At 60.6% G+C, this 19,642-nt stretch carries 15 protein-coding genes; 13 read left to right on the top strand and 2 right to left on the bottom strand.

The window, feature by feature from the left end; genetic code table 11:
* From nifV to nifM, 4 genes are read left to right on the top strand one after another with little or no spacing between them, the layout of a single operon-like run.
* The gene (gene nifV, locus FCN80_RS21390; RefSeq protein WP_136992379.1) at window positions 1–1,143 is read left to right on the top strand and encodes a homocitrate synthase; all 1,143 of its coding nucleotides are present in this window, start codon (window positions 1–3) and stop codon (window positions 1,141–1,143) included.
* 3 nt (window positions 1,144–1,146) lie between these two features.
* Window positions 1,147–1,404 carry a nitrogenase-stabilizing/protective protein NifW gene (locus FCN80_RS21385; protein WP_136992378.1) on the top strand — a complete coding sequence of 86 codons (258 nt, stop codon included), beginning with the start codon at window positions 1,147–1,149 and terminating at the stop codon, window positions 1,402–1,404.
* Entirely contained in the window at window positions 1,401–1,844 is a 444-nt protein-coding gene (locus FCN80_RS21380; protein WP_136992377.1) for a nitrogen fixation protein NifZ, read from the top strand. Before FCN80_RS21385 ends, FCN80_RS21380 begins: the two co-directional genes overlap by 4 nt.
* Entirely contained in the window at window positions 1,841–2,656 is an 816-nt protein-coding gene (gene nifM, locus FCN80_RS21375) for a nitrogen fixation protein NifM (RefSeq protein ID WP_136992376.1), read from the top strand. The genes FCN80_RS21380 and nifM overlap by 4 nt, the downstream gene beginning before the upstream one ends.
* A 16-nt stretch (window positions 2,657–2,672) precedes the next feature.
* On the opposite strand, the gene FCN80_RS21370 is transcribed toward nifM, so the two are convergent.
* The gene (locus tag FCN80_RS21370) at window positions 2,673–3,203 is read right to left on the bottom strand and encodes a flavodoxin (protein WP_136992375.1); all 531 of its coding nucleotides are present in this window, start codon (window positions 3,201–3,203) and stop codon (window positions 2,673–2,675) included.
* A 378-nt stretch (window positions 3,204–3,581) separates the two neighbouring features.
* On the opposite strand from FCN80_RS21370, the gene nifL reads away from it, so the two are divergent.
* The 9 genes from nifL (at window position 3,582) to FCN80_RS21325 (ending at window position 18,846) form a co-directional block, all read left to right on the top strand.
* Complete coding sequence (gene nifL / locus FCN80_RS21365) at window positions 3,582–5,069, top strand: nitrogen fixation negative regulator NifL (RefSeq protein ID WP_136992374.1); 1,488 nt, start codon at window positions 3,582–3,584, stop codon at window positions 5,067–5,069.
* Entirely contained in the window at window positions 5,066–6,637 is a 1,572-nt protein-coding gene (gene nifA / locus FCN80_RS21360) for a nif-specific transcriptional activator NifA (RefSeq protein WP_136992373.1), read from the top strand. The genes nifL and nifA overlap by 4 nt, the downstream gene beginning before the upstream one ends.
* Window positions 6,638–6,813: 176 nt before the next feature.
* Window positions 6,814–8,223, top strand: a complete 1,410-nt coding sequence (gene nifB, locus FCN80_RS21355; RefSeq protein WP_136992372.1) for a nitrogenase cofactor biosynthesis protein NifB — start codon at window positions 6,814–6,816, stop codon at window positions 8,221–8,223.
* Window positions 8,223–8,732 (top strand): nitrogen fixation protein NifQ, encoded by a 510-nt coding sequence (locus tag FCN80_RS21350; protein ID WP_136992371.1) that lies wholly within the window; start codon window positions 8,223–8,225, stop codon window positions 8,730–8,732. Before nifB ends, FCN80_RS21350 begins: the two co-directional genes overlap by 1 nt.
* 517 nt (window positions 8,733–9,249) lie before the next feature.
* Window positions 9,250–10,440, top strand: coding sequence for a mannonate dehydratase (uxuA, locus tag FCN80_RS21345; protein WP_136992370.1), 1,191 nt, complete (start codon window positions 9,250–9,252; stop codon window positions 10,438–10,440).
* Window positions 10,441–10,596: 156 nt separating this feature from the next.
* Window positions 10,597–11,652, top strand: a complete 1,056-nt coding sequence (locus FCN80_RS21340) for an alkene reductase (protein WP_136992369.1) — start codon at window positions 10,597–10,599, stop codon at window positions 11,650–11,652.
* Between the two features lie 259 nt (window positions 11,653–11,911).
* Entirely contained in the window at window positions 11,912–13,405 is a 1,494-nt protein-coding gene (locus FCN80_RS21335) for an SrfA family protein (protein ID WP_136992368.1), read from the top strand.
* A gap of 1 nt (window position 13,406) precedes the next feature.
* A complete protein-coding gene (locus FCN80_RS21330; protein ID WP_136992367.1) occupies window positions 13,407–16,370 on the top strand; it encodes a virulence factor SrfB in 2,964 nt (987 codons plus the stop codon).
* Window positions 16,363–18,846, top strand: coding sequence for a virulence factor SrfC family protein (locus FCN80_RS21325; protein ID WP_170975482.1), 2,484 nt, complete (start codon window positions 16,363–16,365; stop codon window positions 18,844–18,846). The genes FCN80_RS21330 and FCN80_RS21325 overlap by 8 nt, the downstream gene beginning before the upstream one ends.
* 56 nt (window positions 18,847–18,902) lie before the next feature.
* Here FCN80_RS21325 and FCN80_RS21320 read toward each other — a convergent pair whose 3' ends face one another.
* Window positions 18,903–19,337, bottom strand: a complete 435-nt coding sequence (locus FCN80_RS21320; RefSeq protein ID WP_136992365.1) for a helix-turn-helix domain-containing protein — start codon at window positions 19,335–19,337, stop codon at window positions 18,903–18,905.
* Window positions 19,338–19,642: the final 305 nt, after the last annotated feature.

Here is a 19,642-nt window from a genome sequence, read left to right as displayed (position 1 = left end):
ATGCCAGGAGTGCTTATCAACGACACGACGCTCAGGGACGGCGAGCAGGGTCCCGGCGTGGCATTTCGCGCCAGTGAGAAGCTGGCGATTGCCGAAGCCCTGTTTGAGGCCGGCGTGGGCGCCATGGAAGTGGGAACGCCGGCCATGGGCGAGGAAGAGCGGGTGCGGATCGCCATGATACGCCGTCACTTGCCGGCCGCCACGCTGATGAGCTGGTGCCGGATGAACGCCGAAGAGATTCGGCAGAGCGCGGATTTGGGTATGGATTGGGTCGATATTTCCATTCCGGCGTCGGACACACTGCGCCGCTACAAATTGCGCGAACCCTTGCCGGTTCTGCTCGATCGCCTGGAAACGCAAATTGTCCAGGCCCGCGGACACGGTATGCATGTCTGCGTCGGGTGCGAAGACGCTTCGCGCGCGGACGACGGCACGTTGCGCCAATTGGCCGCCGTCGCCCTGCGCGCCGGCGCTCAGCGGCTGCGCTACGCCGATACGCTCGGTTTGCTTGACCCGTTCGGCACCGTGGAACGCCTGACCGCATTGCGCGAATACTGGCCCGGCGAAATAGAAATGCATGCGCACAACGATCTGGGGCTTGCCACGGCGAATACGCTGGCGGCGGTGCGGGCCGGGGCCAGCAGCGTGAATACCACCGTATTGGGGCTGGGGGAGCGCGCCGGCAATGCGGCGCTGGAAACCGTGGCGCTCAGCCTGACGCTTTGCCTCGGCATGGAATGCAACGTGGATTTCACCCAATTGCCGGCGCTGTGCCGGCGAGTTTCCGACGCGGCGCAGCGCCCTATCGACCTACAACAGCCGTTGGTGGGCGAGAGGGTGTTTACCCATGAATCGGGAGTGCATGTGGCCGCACTGCTGCGCGACAGGGAAAGCTATCAGGCAATCGACCCGGCCCTTGTCGGCCGGGAATATCGCCTGGTGCTCGGCAAGCATTCCGGCAGGCAGGCGGTGGACGGTGTTTTCGCCAGTATGGGATATCGCCTCGACGCCTGGCAAATTGATGCCTTGCTACCGGCCATTCGCCGTTTTGCGGAAAGCGGCAAACGCAACCCGCTCAACGACGAACTGATCGCCATCTACGATGCCCTGTGCGGTGCATCGGCGCAAGCGACGGGGAGTTGAGATATGGAGTGGTTTTATCAAATACCCGGCGTGGAGGGGCTGGACTCCGCCGAGTCGTTTTTCGAATTCTTCGCGGTGGGCTATGAGCCGCAAACGTTGCGCCGCCGCTGTCTGCCGGTACTGAACGAATTCCACCGCCGTTTGCGCGACGATGTGCCGTTGCGCAATCTTCTGGAAGACGATCCGCGCGCCCCATGGCTGCTCGCCCGCCGCTTGCTGGCGGAGAGCTATCAGCGGCAAACGCGGGGAGGCGAAGCATGACACCGGAATACCGGGAGGGCGATGAGGTACGGGTGACTCGCGCCATCCGTAACGACGGCACCCTGCCTGGTTACGCACGGGGAGATTTACTGGTGCGTCGGGGCAGCGTCGGTTTTGTGCGCGAATGGGGTCTGTTTCTCATGGATCAGGTGATTTACCACGTGCATTTCCTGGCGCAGGATCGGGTGATCGGTTGTCGCGCCCAGGAACTGATACCGGCCACCAGCCCTTGGGATGCCGGGTGTTTTCAGTATGGCGACGTCGTCGCCAACCGTCATGCCCTGTCGGTTAATGGCGCGGTGCTTATCCAAGCGGGACAGACCGGCCGCATTGAGGCCACCGATCAGGGTTCGGACGGGAATAGTTACATTGTCACCTTCTCCGGGCGCCACTATTTGACGCCCGCGTTTGCCCTGCGTCTGCTTGAGGAGGACCAATGAGCGCCGCCTGGGAACGTTACGGCCGGCGCCAACTGGCGCTGACGCGCTGGCAATGCGAACCGGAAGCGATCCCCCCGGCCGAGAAAAACGTCTTCTCCCAGGCCTGGGCGCGGCAACGGCGACTTGAGCGGGCCATTATCCAAACGACCCGCGGACAAGCCGTGCCGCAAGTGGTCGTCAACGGAGTCGCCCGGTCGCTGGCCGACGGGCTTGGCGAAGATCGGTTCAGTGCGCGGGAGCGTCAGGCGATTATCAGGCACCATGCCCGGTTGGAATGCCAATTTACCCTTATCGCCGAACAGGTTCCGCCCCCCGACGCGTTGACGGTCATGGCGTGGTATAATAAGCATCAACAGTACTTCATGCGCCCCGAGCAGCGCCTGACCCGCCATATCCTGCTCACCGTGGAACAGGATCGCGATGACGCCTATCGCCAGATGCTGCGATTGCGCCGGGAAGCGGCGGCATCCTCCGACGCCTTCGCCCAGGCGGCGCAGCGTTATTCCCATTGCCCCAGCGCGCTGGAGGGCGGACGGCTGGGTTGGGTCAGCCGCGGTTTGCTTTACCCGGAGCTGGACGCCGCGCTCTTTGAACTGGGGGAAAACACCCTCTCCGCCCCTATCGAGACCGCCCTCGGCTGGCATCTGCTCCGCTGCGAAGGCATACGCCCGCCGGCGCCGATGGCGTTGGATGACGCCTTGCCCAAAGCACGGGAATATGTGTGGCGGCAACAACAAAAACAACGCCAGCGGCAATGGCTGACATCGCTTATGGCCGACGCGGACCGGCAGGAAGAAAACGGCCCCCGCTAACGCAGGGGCCCGTCCGTTACGCCAGGGCGGGTTTGACCATATCCAGCCACTGATCCACACGGGTTTCCGTCAGATCATACTGATTATCCTGATCCAACACCAAGCCCACGAACTGATCCGCCTCCAACGCCTTTGAGGCGGTGAATTCATACCCTTCACTGGGCCATTGCCCCACCAGGGTCGCGCCGCGATCTTTCAGCGTATCATATAAAGGACGCAAGGCATCGGCGAAGGTATCCGGGTAGCCTTGCTGATCGCCAAGACCGAACAACGCTACGGTTTTTCCAGCCAGATCAGCCGCCGCGAGCTGCGCCATAAATTCATGCCAGGACGTGTCTTCGCAACCGGCGGCAATACCGGGCAATTCACCGTCGCCAAGGGTCGGGGTACCCAACACCAGCGCCGGATAAGCGAGAAATGCCTCCAATGTGGCGCGATTAATATTAACGGGCGCATCAGCCGCCTCACCCAGCTTGTTGTGAATCATTTTGGCAATTTTGCGGGTTTTCCCGGTATCGGTGCCAAAGAAAATACCAATAGTCGCCATAAGTGCGCTCCTGTCAATAAAGAACAACGCCGCCGGTGGACGGCGAACCTGGCAACAATATTGCGAAGGCTGTGCCAGTTTTGCATCCGACGGGACAGTGAGCTTCATTGCGCGAAAAGAGGGCCGCCATTGACTCTTTTTTGTGCAGCGCGATCGGGACCGCCGCCCATGAAGAGCCCTGGGCCAGGGCAAATCGACACGATTCAGCCAATAATGCCCGTTGAGATCAATGTTTCGTACGTTAATGTTGAAAAAGGCGCATTCTTTGCACGGTTATAGTTTACCGGCGGCAGTACGTGAGCGACTGTCGTCGGGGGCACAAATCGGCACAAATTGTCTTGAACACGACACTACCGAACCCGACCACAGGAGATTGCGATGACCCTTTCTTCCATCATGGATGCCGTAGCGCCCAAAGAGATCGCGGGAACGCTGTCCCGCCACCATCCCGGCCTGTTTTTCACCATGGTTGAGCAGGCTTCCGTTGCGATTTCGCTGACCGACCCCCAGGCCAATATCGTCTATGCCAACCCGGCGTTTTGCCGCCAAACCGGCTATGCCCTGTCGCAATTGCTTAACCAGAACCACCGTATGCTGGCCAGCAGCCAGACGCCCCGCGCCATCTATCGGGAAATGTGGCACACCTTAATGCAACGGCAGCCTTGGCGCGGACAACTGATTAATCGTCGCCGCGACGGCAGTTTGTACCTGGCGGAAATCGATATAACGCCGGTGACCAATCAATATGGCGAACTGGAGCATTATCTGGCCATGCAGCGGGATATTAGCGCCGGTTACGCCCTGGAACAGCGGTTGCGCAACCATATGACCCTGATTGAGGCGGTGTTGAACAACATCCCCGCCGCGGTGGTGGTCGTGGACGAACAGGATCGGGTGGTCATGGACAATCTGGCCTACAAGACCCTGTGCGCCGACTGCGGCGGCCGGGAACTGCTTACGGAGCTGGATTTTTCCGCCCGCAAGGCCGATCTGTACGCCGGACAGGTCATGCCGGCGGTCATGCGCGGCGAAGTACGCTGGCTGTCCGTTGCCTGCTGGCCATTGCCGGGCGTCAGTGAAGAAGCCGGCCGCTATTTTGTCGATAACGCCCTGCCGCGCACGCTGGTGGTCATTACGGATTGCACACAGCAGCAGCGACAGCAAGAGCAAGGCCGGCTGGATCGGCTAAAGCAGCAGATGACCACCGGCAAATTGCTTGCGGCTATCCGCGAATCCCTTGACGCCGCGCTGGTGCAACTCAATTGCCCTATCAATATGCTGGCGGCGGCGCGACGGCTCAATGGCGAAGAACACGGCAATGTCGCTCTCGACGCGGCCTGGCGCGAAGGGGAAGAAGCGCTGGTCCGTTTGCAGCGCTGTCGTCCGTCGCTGGAAATGGAAAGTCCCGCCATCTGGCCGCTCCAACCCGTGTTCGACGACTTGCGTTCACTGTATCTGACCCGTTTCGACGCCGGCGCCGACCTGCAAGTGGATATGGATTCGCCGCATCTGGTCGTATTCGGCCAGCGCACGCAGATCCTCGCCTGTCTGAGCCTATGGCTGGACAGAACGCTGGCCCTGGCGGCCGAGTTGCGGGAATTTACCCTGCGGACCCAATTGTATGCCCGCGAGGACAACGGCTGGTTGTCTTTGTATCTCAATGACAACATCCCGATGCTTCAGGTGCGGTATAGCTATTCCCCCGATGCGCTGAACACGCCGGGTAAAGGGATGGAGTTGCGGCTTATCCAGACACTGGTGGCCCACCATCGCGGCGCCATTGAACTGACGTCCCGTCCGGAAGGCGGCACCTGCCTGACCTTGCGATTTCCGTTATTCGCTTCACTGACCGGAGGCCCACAATGATCCAGCGACCCGAGTCAGGCCCAACCGTCTGGCGCTTCGATTTGTCACAGCAATTTACCGCCATGCAACGTATCAGCGTGATTTTGAGCCGGGCGACGGAAATCGGCCGGACACTACAGGAAGTCTTATGTGTGTTGCACAACGACGCTTTTATGCAGCACGGTATGATTTGTCTGTATGACAGACAACAGCAGATTTTGAACATCGGCGCGTTACAGGAAAACGATCAGCAACGCGCCAGCGGCAATCCGCAGGTGCGTTATCGCCCCGACGAAGGATTGGTGGGCGCCGTATTGGCGCACCGCCAGCCGCTGGTCCTGCCGCGTGTCGCCGATGATCAGCGCTTTCTCGACCGTTTGGGTATCTATGATTACGAACTGCCGTTTATCGCCGTGCCGCTGGTCGGACCGAATTCGCAAACCATCGGCGTACTGGCTGCCCAGCCGATGGCGCGTAATGATGAACGCCTTCCCGCCTGCACCCGTTTTTTAGAAACGGTGGCCAATCTGGTGGCGCAAACCGTGCGTTTGATGGCGCCGGCCCCCGCGGTTTTGCCCCGCGGCGCGGCGACGCAAGTGGAACAGCGGCGCAGTTGCGCGCCGTCGCGACCGTTTGGTTTTGATAATATGGTGGGCAATAGCCCGGTTATGCGCCGAACGATGGAGATCATCCGGCAGGTTTCACGCTGGGACACCACCGTACTGGTGCGGGGGGAAAGCGGTACCGGCAAGGAGCTTATCGCCAACGCCATTCACCATAATTCGCCGCGCGCGGCGGCGCCGTTCGTCAAATTCAATTGCGCGGCGCTCCCCGATACGTTGCTGGAGAGCGAGCTGTTCGGCCATGAAAAAGGCGCCTTCACCGGCGCGGTTCGCCAGCGTAAGGGACGTTTTGAGCTGGCTGACGGCGGCACGCTGTTTCTTGACGAAATCGGCGAAAGCAGCGCATCGTTCCAGGCTAAGCTGTTGCGTATTTTACAGGAAGGCGAGATGGAGCGCGTGGGCGGCGACGAAACCCTACGGGTGAATGTGCGGATCATCGCCGCCACCAACCGTAATCTGGAAGAAGAAGTGCGGCTGGGTAATTTCCGCGAGGATCTTTATTATCGCCTGAACGTCATGCCCATCGCCTTGCCCCCATTGCGGGAGCGGCAAGAAGACATCGCCGAGCTGGCGCATTTTCTGGTCCGTAAAATCGCGCAGAACCAGGGCAGAACGTTGCGTATCAGCGATGGCGCCATCCGGCAATTGCTCAGCTACTCCTGGCCCGGCAATGTGCGCGAATTGGAAAACTGCCTGGAGCGCTCGGCGGTGATGTCGGAAAGCGGGCTGATTGATCGCGACGTGATCCTGTTCAATCATCGGGAAAGCGTTCCGAAACCGCCCACGGTCAGCGCCCCCAGGGAGGATGGCTGGCTGGACAACTCACTGGACGAACGCCAGCGCCTGATCGCGGCGCTGGAAAAGGCGGGCTGGGTGCAGGCCAAAGCCGCGCGGTTGCTGGGCATGACGCCCCGCCAGGTGGCCTACCGTATCCAGACCATGGACATCACCATGCCGCGTCTGTAGTTCTGGCATAGGGGGATTGTGGCATTCGGCACATTGTCGGTCAAACGCCACAATCCCGACATAACCTTCCCCTCACGATCATTTTAATACACTATTTTTCAATAAGTTAAAATTCCCCCTTGCGGTATGGGTTTTGCAACGAGAAGACATGACTACCCTTAACGATAGGTACGACCATGACTTCCTGCTCTTCTTCATCTCCCGGCGGTAGCCGTTGCCAGGCCCCGGACGCGTCCCACCAGCCGGGATACGTTACCGACAAGGCCGCCTCGCACCCCTGTTATTCCCGCGCCGGACACCACCGCTACGCGCGGATGCATCTGCCGGTGGCCCCCGCCTGTAACCTGCAATGCAACTACTGCAATCGCAAATTCGATTGCAGTAATGAATCCCGTCCCGGCGTATCTTCCGCGTTGCTGACGCCGGAGCAGGCCGTCGCCAAAGTGCGCCAGGTCGCGACGGCCATCCCGCAGCTTTCGGTGGTCGGCATCGCCGGTCCCGGCGATCCGCTGGCCAATATGGGCCGAACATTCGCCACGCTGGCATTGATACGGGAGCAGTTGCCCGATCTGAAACTGTGTCTGTCAACCAATGGCCTGATGCTGCCGGATGCGGCGGACAGGCTCATTGCGGCGGGGGTCGATCATGTCACGGTTACCGTCAATACGCTGGATCCGGATGTGGCCGCGCGGATTTACGCCTGGCTATGGCTTGGCGGCGAACGTTACCACGGACGGGAAGCCGGCGAGATTTTGGTGGCGCGCCAGTTGGCGGGCGTGCGTAAACTGACGGAAAACGGCGTACTGGTAAAAATAAACTCCGTGTTGATTCCCGGCATCAACGACGCGTCGTTGCCCGAGGTCAGCGAGAAAATGCGGCAACTGGGCGCCTTTATCCACAATGTCATGCCGCTTATCGCCCGACCGGAACATGGCACGGTTTTCGGTTTGAACGGGCAGCCCGAGCCGGACGCCGCCATGTTGGCCGATATACGGGGACAATGCGGCGAAACGATGCCGCAGATGACCCATTGCCGTCAATGTCGGGCCGACGCCATCGGGATGCTGGGCGAGGACCGCAGTCAGCAATTTCCGCTCGTTCCGGCGCTTGAGACGCCGCCCTCCTGGCTACCCACGCTGTACCGGCGGGCGCAGTTACAGGCCAGTATCGCCACCCAGGGCGAGTCGGATGAACCGCAAGCCTGTCTGGTCGCGGTGGCCTCCACGCGGGGAGAAAGTATTGACCAACATTTCGGCCATGCCGACCGTTTCCGTATTTACAGCCTGTCGGCCGCCGGCGTGACGCTGGTGAACGAACGTTTTACCCCTCAGTATTGCCGGGGCAGCGATGATTGCGAGCCACAGGACAACGAGGACCGAATGGCGGCGCTAATGGAACTGCTGGCGGATGTGAAAGCGGTGTTTTGCGCCCGTATTGGCTACGGACCCTGGCAAAAGCTGGCGGCGCGCGGCATCCAGCCTTGTGTTGACGATGCATGGCAACCCGTCGCCGAAGCGCTGGCGCGCTGGTGGGAGGGCTATCGCCGCAACTGGCGCGACACGAATTATGACAAGGGGGTCGCCTGATGCATCCGCACTATTGGCTGCGCCGCCTGCGGGATCTTTACTTACAGGGCGATGGGTGCTACCCGTTGATGATGGGGCTTGGCGCCCAAGGATGGCGCCGACTGCAACGGGATATCGGCCTGCCGGAGGCCAGTGCCGCCCCCGACAGTCTGACACGCCGACAACTGATGTCCGAGCTGATTGCGACCCGCGAAGACGAACGCCGTCAGTTGGCGCAATGGCTGGCGGACCATATGCCCTCGGCCGCCGGCCCCATGAATGAGATCATCGCCGGCGTCTCGCTGGCATTTAATCATCTTTGGCAGGATTTAGGGCTGCAATCACGCGCGGAGTTGCGTGAATTGATGCAGGACTGCTTCCCCCCGCTGGTGGAAATGAACAGCGACAACATGCGCTGGAAGAAGTTTTTCTACCGTCAGCGCTGTTTGCACCAGGAAGGCGAGCTTATTTGCCGTTCACCCAGTTGCGATGATTGTTGCGAGCGATCGCAGTGTTTCCAGCCGGGTTAAGGGAAGCGCGCCGTCCCCATTGGCGCCGGACGGCGCCGGGCATCGTGCTTCGCTGGCCGCGTTCAGTTCTCTTCATATCCCCTCTTTTGGTAAAGCCGCGCGCGGTTTCCCCTGCGCGCCCTCTCCCGTTCCCTTGCGCCCAGGCAGCGCGGCCAGCTGAACTTGTAGAATACATAAGACATAGATATCATACCAATTAAAGCCAAATACTGATTTTGGACTGACCTTTTTAGTAAATTTGTGAACCCGGTCAACCCACGCCTTGCCCAATTTTGACTTTAATCAGCCTCATCGTCCTATTGCCGACATAGACTGTATTATGATGATTTCGCTGATATTCTTATTTTCAGCCCATGACTTCCCTTGCGAGAAGAGGGGGTTGCGGGTGTCTGACGCAGGGGGAAATAACCCCGAGAGATGGGTAAACCTATATTGAATAGCCCAAGTCCGGCGACCATCGGCGGACGACTGGGCCGGCCGCAAGCGACCGGCATACGATAATCAAGAGGATGAAGTTATGGAACAAACATGGCGTTGGTACGGACCGAACGATCCGGTTTCGCTGGACGATATCCGTCAGGCCGGAGCCACCGGCGTGGTGACCGCCCTGCACCATATTCCCAACGGAACGGTCTGGTCCATTGCGGAGATCGCACAACGCAAAGCCTTACTCGCGGCCAAAAACCTGGTCTGGTCGGTGGTGGAAAGCGTACCGGTGCATGAAGAAATCAAAACCCGGTCCGGCGACTACCGGCAACACATCGCCCATTATCAGCAAACCCTGCGCAACCTGGGGCAATGCGGCATCGATACTGTCTGCTACAACTTCATGCCGGTACTGGACTGGACCCGTACCGACCTGGGCTATTTGCTGCCGGACGGCTCCCGCGCCCTGCGCTTCGATCATATCGCCTTTGCGGCGTTTGAACTGTACATTCTCAAACGCCGGGACGCCGAGGCGGAATATAGCGAAGAAGAGCGGCGTCAGGCCAAAAGCCACTTCGATAACATGACCCCGCAAGATATCGACCGGTTGACCCATAATATCATCGCCGGCCTGCCTGGCGCTGAAGAGGGGTATACCCTGGATCAATTCCGGGCGCGGCTGGACGAATACCGCGACATCGATAAAAATGCGCTGCGGGAAAATATGGCCGATTTCCTGCGGGAGATCGTACCGGTGGCGGAAGAAGCCGGCGTCCGGCTGGCGGTGCATCCCGACGATCCGCCGCGTCCCATCCTGGGCCTGCCGCGTATTGTCTCCACCATTGAGGATATGCAGTGGCTGAAAGACGCGGTGCCCGCTCCCACCAACGGCTTTACTTTTTGTACCGGTTCCTATGGGGTGCGCGCCGATAACGATCTGGTCACCATGGCGGAAACCTTTAGCGATCGTATCTGGTTTACCCATTTACGCGCCACCTGCCGGGAAGACAACCCCAAAAGTTTTCACGAAGGGGCCCACTTACTGGGCGATGTGGACATGGTCGGGGTGATAAACGTGATTTTAAAAGAGGAACTGCGCCGCCAGAAAGCCGGCGATTGGCGTCCTATCCCGATGCGCCCCGACCACGGCCACCAGATGCTGGATGATTTGCATAAAAAAACCAACCCCGGCTATTCCGCCATTGGCCGCCTCAAGGGACTGGCGGAATTGCGCGGCGTGGAGCTGGCATTGCGCCGCGTGTGTTTCCCGGAACTGAAATAACCCCCCGTCCGTTGGGATTCGCCGGCCGGGACGTTCATCGGCCGGCTCCCTCTTGCCCGGTGCCCCATTCCGCCGCCTTCCACCGCACAGGGAGTAACATGCCCGGCAACGAAGCGGTTTAGGATGACGGAAACCCATCATGACGGAGAGTATTCAATGCCTACGCTATTTGAGCCAGTCAGTATCGGCGCCCTAAAGCTGGCCAACCGTATTGTCATGGCGCCGCTGACCCGGATGCGGGCGGCGGATCGCCGTCGCCCGGCGGCGATTTCCAAGGAATATTACCTGCAACGGGCCAGTGCCGGGCTGATCATCACCGAAGCCACCGCCGTTTCTCCCCAGGGAGTGGGTTACCCCAATACGCCGGGTATCTGGACCGCCGAGCAGGTTGCCGCCTGGCGTGAGATTACCGACGCCGTGCATGAGGCAGGCGGGAAAATCGTCGTGCAGTTGTGGCATGTCGGCCGTATTTCCGATCCGATTTATCTGGACGGCCAACTGCCGGTCGCGCCGAGCGCTATCGCTGCGGAAGGCCACGTCAGCGTGATCCGGCCGCAAAAACCCTATGTGGTGCCGCGGGCGCTGGAAACCCATGAAATCGCCGGTATCGTCGAGGATTTCCGCCAGGCGGCGCTCAATGCCAAGCAGGCCGGTTTCGACGGTATCGAAATCCACGCCGCCAACGGTTATTTGTTCGATCAGTTTTTGCACGATGGCTCGAATCACCGCACCGATCAATATGGCGGCGCCATCGCCAACCGCGCGCGGTTTCTGCTGGAAACGGTGGATGCGCTGCTGACCGTCTGGCCGGCGGATAACATTGGCGTTCATCTGAACCTGATGTCCAACAGCCATACCATGAGGGATAGCCATCCCCGCGCCCTGTTCGGTTATGTGGTTGAACAGCTCGACCGTCGCCGCCTGGCGTTTATCTTCGCCCGTGAAGCGCTGGATTTTCCGGGACGCTTCGGCCAGGATCTGCGAAAGAAATTCGCCGGCGCCTGGATTATCAACGACGGCCTGAGCAAGGCGTCCGCGCAGGCGGCCATTGCCGAAGGCGAGGCGGACGCGGCGGCCTTCGGTAATCTGTATATCGCCAACCCCGATCTGGTGCGCCGTTTCGCCCTGAACGCCGAGCTAAACCCGCTGAACGCCGCGACCATCTACGCCGAAGGCGCGCTGGGCTACACGGATTACCCCGCTTTGGCTTGATCACGTCAGTGTCGCCGCGCCCCCCTGATCTTTGCGCCGGCCGCCGCATCTCCGGCCGGTTGCAACCCCGCCGGAGACATCCGCGCGTCAGGGCGCGAAATAGCCAGATGCATTGCCGCAACGGGTCGATGCCGCAAATATTTAACGGTTTTACCGCTTATTCTGGCGTTTGATTCGCCGGAAACCGCACTAGAGTATCCGGAGTCGCAGATAAGGCACTATTTTCTGCTTGGATTGACTCTTTCGGGATCTCATCGGCGTGGCGAAAACATTCTTACGTAGCGGCACTCTGGACAGCATGCTGGCATTGGGCGAAAACGGCATACCGGTTTATGCCTCCGCGCCGCAAATACGCGAAATCTTACGCCTGCGCCGTCAACAGGCGGTCATGGATTGCCTTGCCATCCCACAGCCCAACGAGCGGGGAGACCGCATTGACTGGTATGCGCCCATCCATGGAAAAGTCGTGTCGTGGGCGTCGGCAGGTTATGCCGAACAAACCGCGGCGCTGCGGTTGTTGGAGGCGTGCCTGGCCACGGTGACCGATATCAGCCAGCGGGCGCGGCGTTCGGATAAAGCGGCTCAGCAATTGTTGGGAAAACTGCTGGACAAGGCATTACAGTTTCCAGATCAGAGCACGGTTTATCTGGTGGGGGGTAAACCGGTTCTGACCTTCTGGGGTTTCATTAAACTTGATGGTAAAACCCGCGCCAATCCGCTGACATGTCTGCAACCGGCGCCGCCGGAACCCCTTCCCGCCCACGGATCCTCGCCGTGGCGCGAGGCGTTGCGGGACAACCCGCCGACCGGAGTCGCGCAAAACATCCCCGTCGCCGAGGCGGTCGAACCGCCGCCCCGGGAATTGGCGCCCCCTCACGCCCCCGCGCCGCAAACGCCCCGGCGATCCGGACGTTCACGGAGATGGATTGGCTGGACGGCGCCGGTCATCGTATTGCTGACCGTACTGGGGTTGCAGTTACGGGGTTGCGTATGGGACAGCCGTCTTTGGACGCCGATACCGCCGCAGACCGGCGCGGAAAATCGCCACCCGCCGGCGCCGCCCGCCGCCACGGCGGCGTCGACCAGCGCCGCTTTGCCCCATAAAGAGACAAAACCTGCGCTGGCTTTAGCCGCGCCGCCCGCCAACGCGCTTATTACCACGGCAGTCCCGCCGGCGCCTTCCGCTTTCTCGCCAGCCAATCCCGTGGTTGCCGCCGCGCCGTCCCTACCGGACGATGGCGCGGCGCATAAGAACCCCTCTAGTGATTTACCGCCACACTCCGGCAAACCGACGGCGGCCTCAGCCGCGCCGTCTTCCGGGCCGACGCCCGGCGATAAAGTGACATCGTCACAAAAAACACCGGACGCGCTGGCCTTGCGGATGCCGGCCCAGTCGGTGAGAGCGGGGACGGTCGCCTTTCTCAACGGCCGCTGGCAGGTGGCGGTCGACCCTGCGCCACCGCCGGGGAATAAAGCGGGCCGATTGACCTTCGTGCTGAAAAACGGCAAAGGCCAGGCCCTCGTGCGCCTGAACAAAAACACCTTGTGCCGGGCCAATGTGCAGGCGGGATTGATGAAATCGGGCAACCTGATCTTTAGAAGCCAAACCAAAGCCCGCTGCAACGACGGCTCTTCCTATGTGATGCCGCAAATCGTCTGCAAACAGGGGCAGGATGAGGTTGCCGATTGCCAAGGCCAATTTGCCACCGAACAGACGTATGCCATCGCGATTAAGCGCGAGAGAGGAAAATAATATGCTGGCCACCCTCTGCGATTACCCCCGAACGCTCGCGCTGATCCAAGATAGCGGCATTCAGTTTCTGGATTTCGGTCTGGCGCCGGCATCCGATCCCGACCGGCCCGCCCGGTTTGTCCGGCAAAGCGTCAATGGTCCGCTACTGTACCTGGATTACGATGACGCCACCGGTAAACATGTATTGACGGGGCCGCCCGGCGCCCAACCGGAGATCGTCAAACCGGAATTCGGTTATTCCCTGGCGCAATCCTTGGCGCTACTGGATGATATCTGGCTACCGCTGCCGTTCTTCCGCTGCAATCCGCCGCGCACCTTCCTGCGCGGCCCGGATAACTGGGCGCGGGTCAGAATCAAACAGTTGAACCAACCGGACCAGTACGGCCATACCCATCGAATTTGCCTGGCCTTCGATACCAAAACCCTGCCCGAGGGCGAAGGTAACGACAGGTTGGCCCCCGATGAAAACGACGGTAAGAGCGGAGTCGGTTTCTCGCTGGCCTACCTCAATCATGAACTGGGCGAATTCCTTGACGAGACTTGGGTGGACGGTTGGCTGCGCGAGGTATTTATCCAGCGCGCCGCCGAGCGGGAGCGGCGCAACCGCGGCGAAATCGATCTGGCGTTACGCACGTTCGAATACCAGGCGCATTATCTGAATATGCTGCGCATGCTGGGCGACCAACTGTCGGTGCCGACGGTCCGCCTGTGCGCCGCGACCCTGCAAACGCCGGCCGTCAAAATAGATTTGATCCTGGATGTGGGCAACTCCCATACCTGCGGCATTCTGGTGGAAGAGCATGCCGAGGAAGCCGACGGACTGAAGTATACCGCCGAATTACAGCTACGCGACTTAGGCCAGCCGCAGTTCCTTTATAATGAGTTGTTTGAAAGCCGGGTGGAATTCGCGCGCGCCGCTTTCGGCAAACAGAATTTTTCCATGGAAAGCGGCCGGGATGAGGCTTTCACCTGGCCCTCCATCACCCGTGTCGGCCGGGAAGCCATACGACTGGCGCTGGCGCGCGCCGGGACCGAAGGCGCAACCGGCGTGTGCAGCCCGCGCCGCTATTTATGGGACGAACAAAGTTACCCCCATGGCTGGCGCTTCGCGGACAACGCCGGGGCGTCGCCCGCCGCCGCGGTTCCGCTTAGTCTGTTGCTCAACGACGAAGGCGACCCGCTCTTTCGATTGTCGCCGGATGACCGGTTACCGGTTCTCGATCCGCACTATAGCCGAAGCGCGTTGATGACCTTGATGCTAACCGAATTGCTGGCGCAGGCGCAGATGCAAATCAACAGCGCGGCGCACCGGTTGAAAATGCCCCAGTCCGCCTCGCCGCGGCAATTGCGTCACCTGATTCTGACGCTGCCGTCGGCGCTGCCGAAGCCGGAACGGGAAATTTTCCGCCGGCGCATGGACGACGCCATCGCCCTTTTTTGGAAAGCCATGGGCTGGCATCCGGCGGACGAGGATTTCACCCCGCCCTTGCGGGAACAAAGCCGGGTCCCGGTCCCCGATGTGCAAATGGAGTGGGACGAAGCCACCTGCGGACAGATGGTTTACCTTTATAACGAAACCCGCATCAACTTTGCCGGACGGGCCGACGCCTTTTTCGCCGATATGGCCAGACCGGACAAACGGGCGTCCGACGAACGGTCGGCGGGCAAAACCCTGCGGATAGCCTCCATTGATATCGGCGGCGGCACCACCGATCTGGCCGTGACCGAATACCGTTTGGCCGACAGCGGCGGCCCGCAGGCCAAGATCAGTCCGACCCTGCTGTTCCGGGAAGGTTTCAAAGTGGCCGGCGACGATATCCTGCGGGATGTCATCCGATTTTATATTATGCCGGGAGTGCATGCGGCCCTGGAACGGGCGGGTCTGGCCGACCCAGCTAAACTCATGGATCGTCTGTTCGGCGACGGCGGCGCGACGGCGGCGCGTCGGCACATCGCCTTGCACCTCTGGATACCGGCCGGTCGCGCGCTACTTGAGGCCTATGAACACTTTGACCCGCTGGATGACGGCGCCCTGCTGGAAACCACGCTGGGGGAATTGCTCTGCGCGCCGCCCGCGACCGACATACTGGAATATGTTGCCCGGGAGGTGCGGCGGGAATCGCCGAACGGCGATGCGGTTTTCGCTATTTTGCAAACCCCGCTGGTGATAAGCCTGCCCGCGCTGCATGAGGAATTTTTTGCCCAACGTTTCGCCATTACCCGACATTTACGCGCCCTGGCGGAAGTGGTCGCGATCTACGACTGCGACATCCTGCTGTTGACCGGGCGTCCGGCCCGTTTGCCCGGCGTCCAGGCGCTGTTCCGGCAGACTCAGCCGTTACCCGTCAATCGTATCCTGTCGCTGGATGGCTATCACACCAGCCACTGGTATCCCTTCAATGTCGACGGCCGGATCGCGAATCCGAAATCCACCGCCGCGGTGGGGGCCATGCTGTGCCTACTGGCGCTCAATCTGCGCTTGCCGGGTTTCTACTTCAACGCCGGTGATTTCCAGCCCTATTCAACGCTGCGTTATCTTGGCATGCTTAACGACAGCCATCTGCTGACCGCCGAACACACATACTATGCCGATATCGATCTCGATCGACCGGATTTCGTTTTGGATCCGCAAGGGGAGTTTATCCTGCGCGGACCGATTCGCCTGGGATTCCGACAGCTCGACAATGACCGCTGGCCGGCCTCGCCCCTGTATACCCTGTCCATCGCCGACCATGACCTGGCCCGCAACATCGCCGGCGATGGCGCGTTGTACGTCAAACTGGCGATAGCCGGCGGCGACAACCGACAAGGGCCGGAACGGTTCGTCATCGCCCAGGCCAGGCTGGCGGACGGCCGCCGCGTTCCCGCGCACCACTTGCGGCTAGCGCTGCATACCCTCTATGGCGACGATGCCGACGCCGATGACTACTGGATTGACAGTGGGAGTCTGTTTGCCCATGAATGAATCACCATCGCTGCCCTCGCAGCGTTTTATCGGCGCCCTTGATGCCTTGTCGGACTGGCTGATACGCCACCGGCAGAATATTCCCGCACTGGCCAGCGAGGCGGATCGGTTATCGCTACAATTGCGCCGCGCGCGCAACCAAGTCCGGGCCTGGTCCGACGCCGATCTTCTGCCGCCGGCCATTGGCCTGTTCGGTCAATCGCAGTCGGGCAAAAATTACCTGGTCTCCGCCTTGGCGGCCGGAGAAAATGGCCGGCTAGAGACGGTGCTTGGCGATGCCCGACTGGACATCGCCGCCCAAATCAATCCGGATAACCAGCCCGCCGGCCTGGTCATCCGCTATTGCCGACAGGCCGACGCAACGGATCCCGCCATGCCGGTGCATATCACCCTGTTGGACGAAGGCGCCGTCGTCAAAATCCTCGCGCTGGCGTTTTCCCTACGTGGACAAGTGGGCGAACCCGATGACCGGGCCCTTGACGCCTTGTTGGCGGAAATGGCGCCGCATCGCCGAACGGAACCAACCGGCGGCATGAGCGGCGATCAGGTGACGGCGATTTGGGATTTTCTGGCCCGCCACGACCGGGACCGACAGCGGCGTCTGGCCTTTCGCTATTGGCCGGCGGCGGTGGATCTGGCGCCTTTTTTGTCCATTGATGATCGCGCCCGACTCTTCGCGCCCCTTTGGGGCGGATCGGCGGAACTGACCACCGCCTATCGCCAGTTCGCCCACGCGCGGGAGACCGTGGCCGCCGCGACCCCTATTCTGGCGCCGCGCGATATCCTGGTGGACGGCAATCTGTTGCCGGCCGAAAACTTTCTCAACGCCCTGGCTTTCGCCGATGTCAACACGACGTTCGATCAGGCCGTGAACGTCCTGGCGCGGGGGCCCGACGGGCCGGCGCAATCGGTCACCCTGTCGCTGGCGGAGCTGAATCTGCTGGCCGCGGAATTACGGCTGCCGATAACGTCCGCCGCGCGCGGATCCCTGTTGGCGCGGGCGGATCTTCTCGATTTTCCCGGTATTGGCGATACCTCCGTCGCCATCCCGGCGCCGCGTCAAGAAGAAGGCTTTTTGCGGCCCTACGCCACATCCATCCGCCAGGCCAAGAGCCTATTGTTGCTGGAGGATTATGCCGATCGCCGGCAATGTCATCTATTGTTAATCGCCACCGCCGCCGGCGACCGCGAGGAGGCGAAAATCATCGGCCGAACCCTCAGGCACTGGATTGGGCAAAACCGCCAGGCGTGTCTCCCAACGGATAAACAGCGTGAGCCGACGCTGATCTGGGCGTTGACCCCCTTCGATCAGCGCATCGCGCAAGGACAGCATTTTGATGAGACCGTTCAGCGGGCGGTTGGCCAACCCGGCCAGGGCTGGGGTACGGTGTTGGCGATGGACGAACGGGGGCTGGCGCGAATGACGCGCTATCTGGCGACGCGACTCGATGGCGGGTTCAGGCGGGACCAGAGCGTCGAGCGGCTGCGGGAGTTGGGCGAATTTCTCCGAAACAGCCTGTTTGCCGATTGGCTCGGGCCGAGCGAGGGCAACGACATGGCCGTCAAGCAGCGAATCGCCGATCAGTTACTGAAAATTCTGCAAAACCGCGCCGGCGTGCATGGCGAGCTGCTGGAGCGTTTACTGCCCGAACGCGATGCCTTGTCCCGGCTCTACCGGCAAACGCGGCGCGTCGCGGCGAGGCAAGGATCCGGGGGAAGCGATTTTGTGACAACGTCACATAATGGTTTTCAGAATCATCTTCAAAACAGCGCGCAGAAAAGTCCTCGCCGCTTCGACATTGGCCTAGCATTTGATTTGTTTGACACGTCCGCAGCAGCATCAGCGACCCGGACCGGCCCTTTAACGGGAGGGCCGCGCCACACGGATTCCGCCGCCGCCGCTGACGAGGACGCGGAATTCGCCCGCCTGGCCTACCATCAATGGATCCGCCAGCTACGCGGTCTGGCGGAAAATGACGCATTGTTGGCGCGCCTGGGAATGGATAAACCCATGACAATGCTGCTGACGTCTGAATTTATCACCGCCAGCCTACGGCTTAATCTGGCCGGCCGATTGGCGGATCGCCTGGGTGAAGGCCTCGTTGACGACCTACCGGCCGGCGGCAAGGCCGATCGACAGATAGGCCGGGTGGTGGGCGTGATAGGCGATTTTGTCGCCTGGCTGGGCATGATGGATTGGGACGAAGCGCAACGGCCCGATAGCTTGATAAACCCCGGGCATAAGATATTCGCCAAGCCCGAGCCAGATCCGTCCGGCTGGGGCGCCGGACGCCGTTTAACGCGATTGCCTCCCAGGGCGCCCAATACCGCCGCGGTCTATATTTATGACTGGCTGGTGGGATTACGGGAAATGATTTTACAAAACGCGGGCTATCAAAGTGGTGTTTCCCTTACGCCGGCCCAGCGGCAACCGTTGCAAACCTTGCTGGCCGGATTGGCGCCGGATGCCCCCTAAACCGCCCTCCCGCGGCGGGACGGGATACGCCGTCGCCCGACACAACGGCCCCCCGTTTACCAGGCCGGTTGCGGTTCGGGACGGACGCGGCACCCGGCGACAGGGCCGTCGGCATATTGCCGTTCGCCGAAAGCGCAGGCATCGTGCCGGTATGGCTGGGCGCTATTGGACATACGCGAGCGGAAGGCGCCCGGCGTCTGGCTGAATTGACGCTTGAAGGCCCGGCTGAAGGATTGCTGGGAATCGAAGCCGCTTTGCAGGGCGATATCCAATATGCTCTGATCCTTAAAACACAATTCTGAAGCCGCGCGGGACAATCGGCGCGTGCGGATATACGACCCCAGGGCGTCGCCGGTCACATGGCGAAACATCCGTTGCAAATGCCATTTGGAATACCCTGATCGCGCGGCGACCTCATCAAGCGATAACGACTTGTCCAGATTTTTCTCGAGCCATTGTTGTAAGTCCCGGATGATGACTTCTTGATTCATCGCGATATTCTCCGCAAAAGAAGTGATGCACTTACAATATGACTGGTCGTATTAATAGTCAACCTTTTTCTTAACGAGCGATAATTTTATCACAAATGTTGCCGGTTAGCATCTGTGTAACGTCTCCGACCCGATGTCCGACGCCACAACGGGGAAAATGTTTTCGCGATCGTTTTCTTGAAGCAGGTAAGCCACCGAAATGCATCATCAGGGCCATAATGCGTAAACGGGGTTTGAGGGCCAATGGAACGAAACCGTACGCTAAGAAGGTAATTCATTGTTTAAATTGAAATTTAATGCTCTCA

Origin of the sequence: Martelella alba (genome assembly GCF_005217455.1) — a bacterium.
Lineage (GTDB): Bacteria > Pseudomonadota > Gammaproteobacteria > Enterobacterales > Enterobacteriaceae > Acerihabitans.
This window is presented reverse-complemented; position numbering and strand designations above follow the sequence as displayed.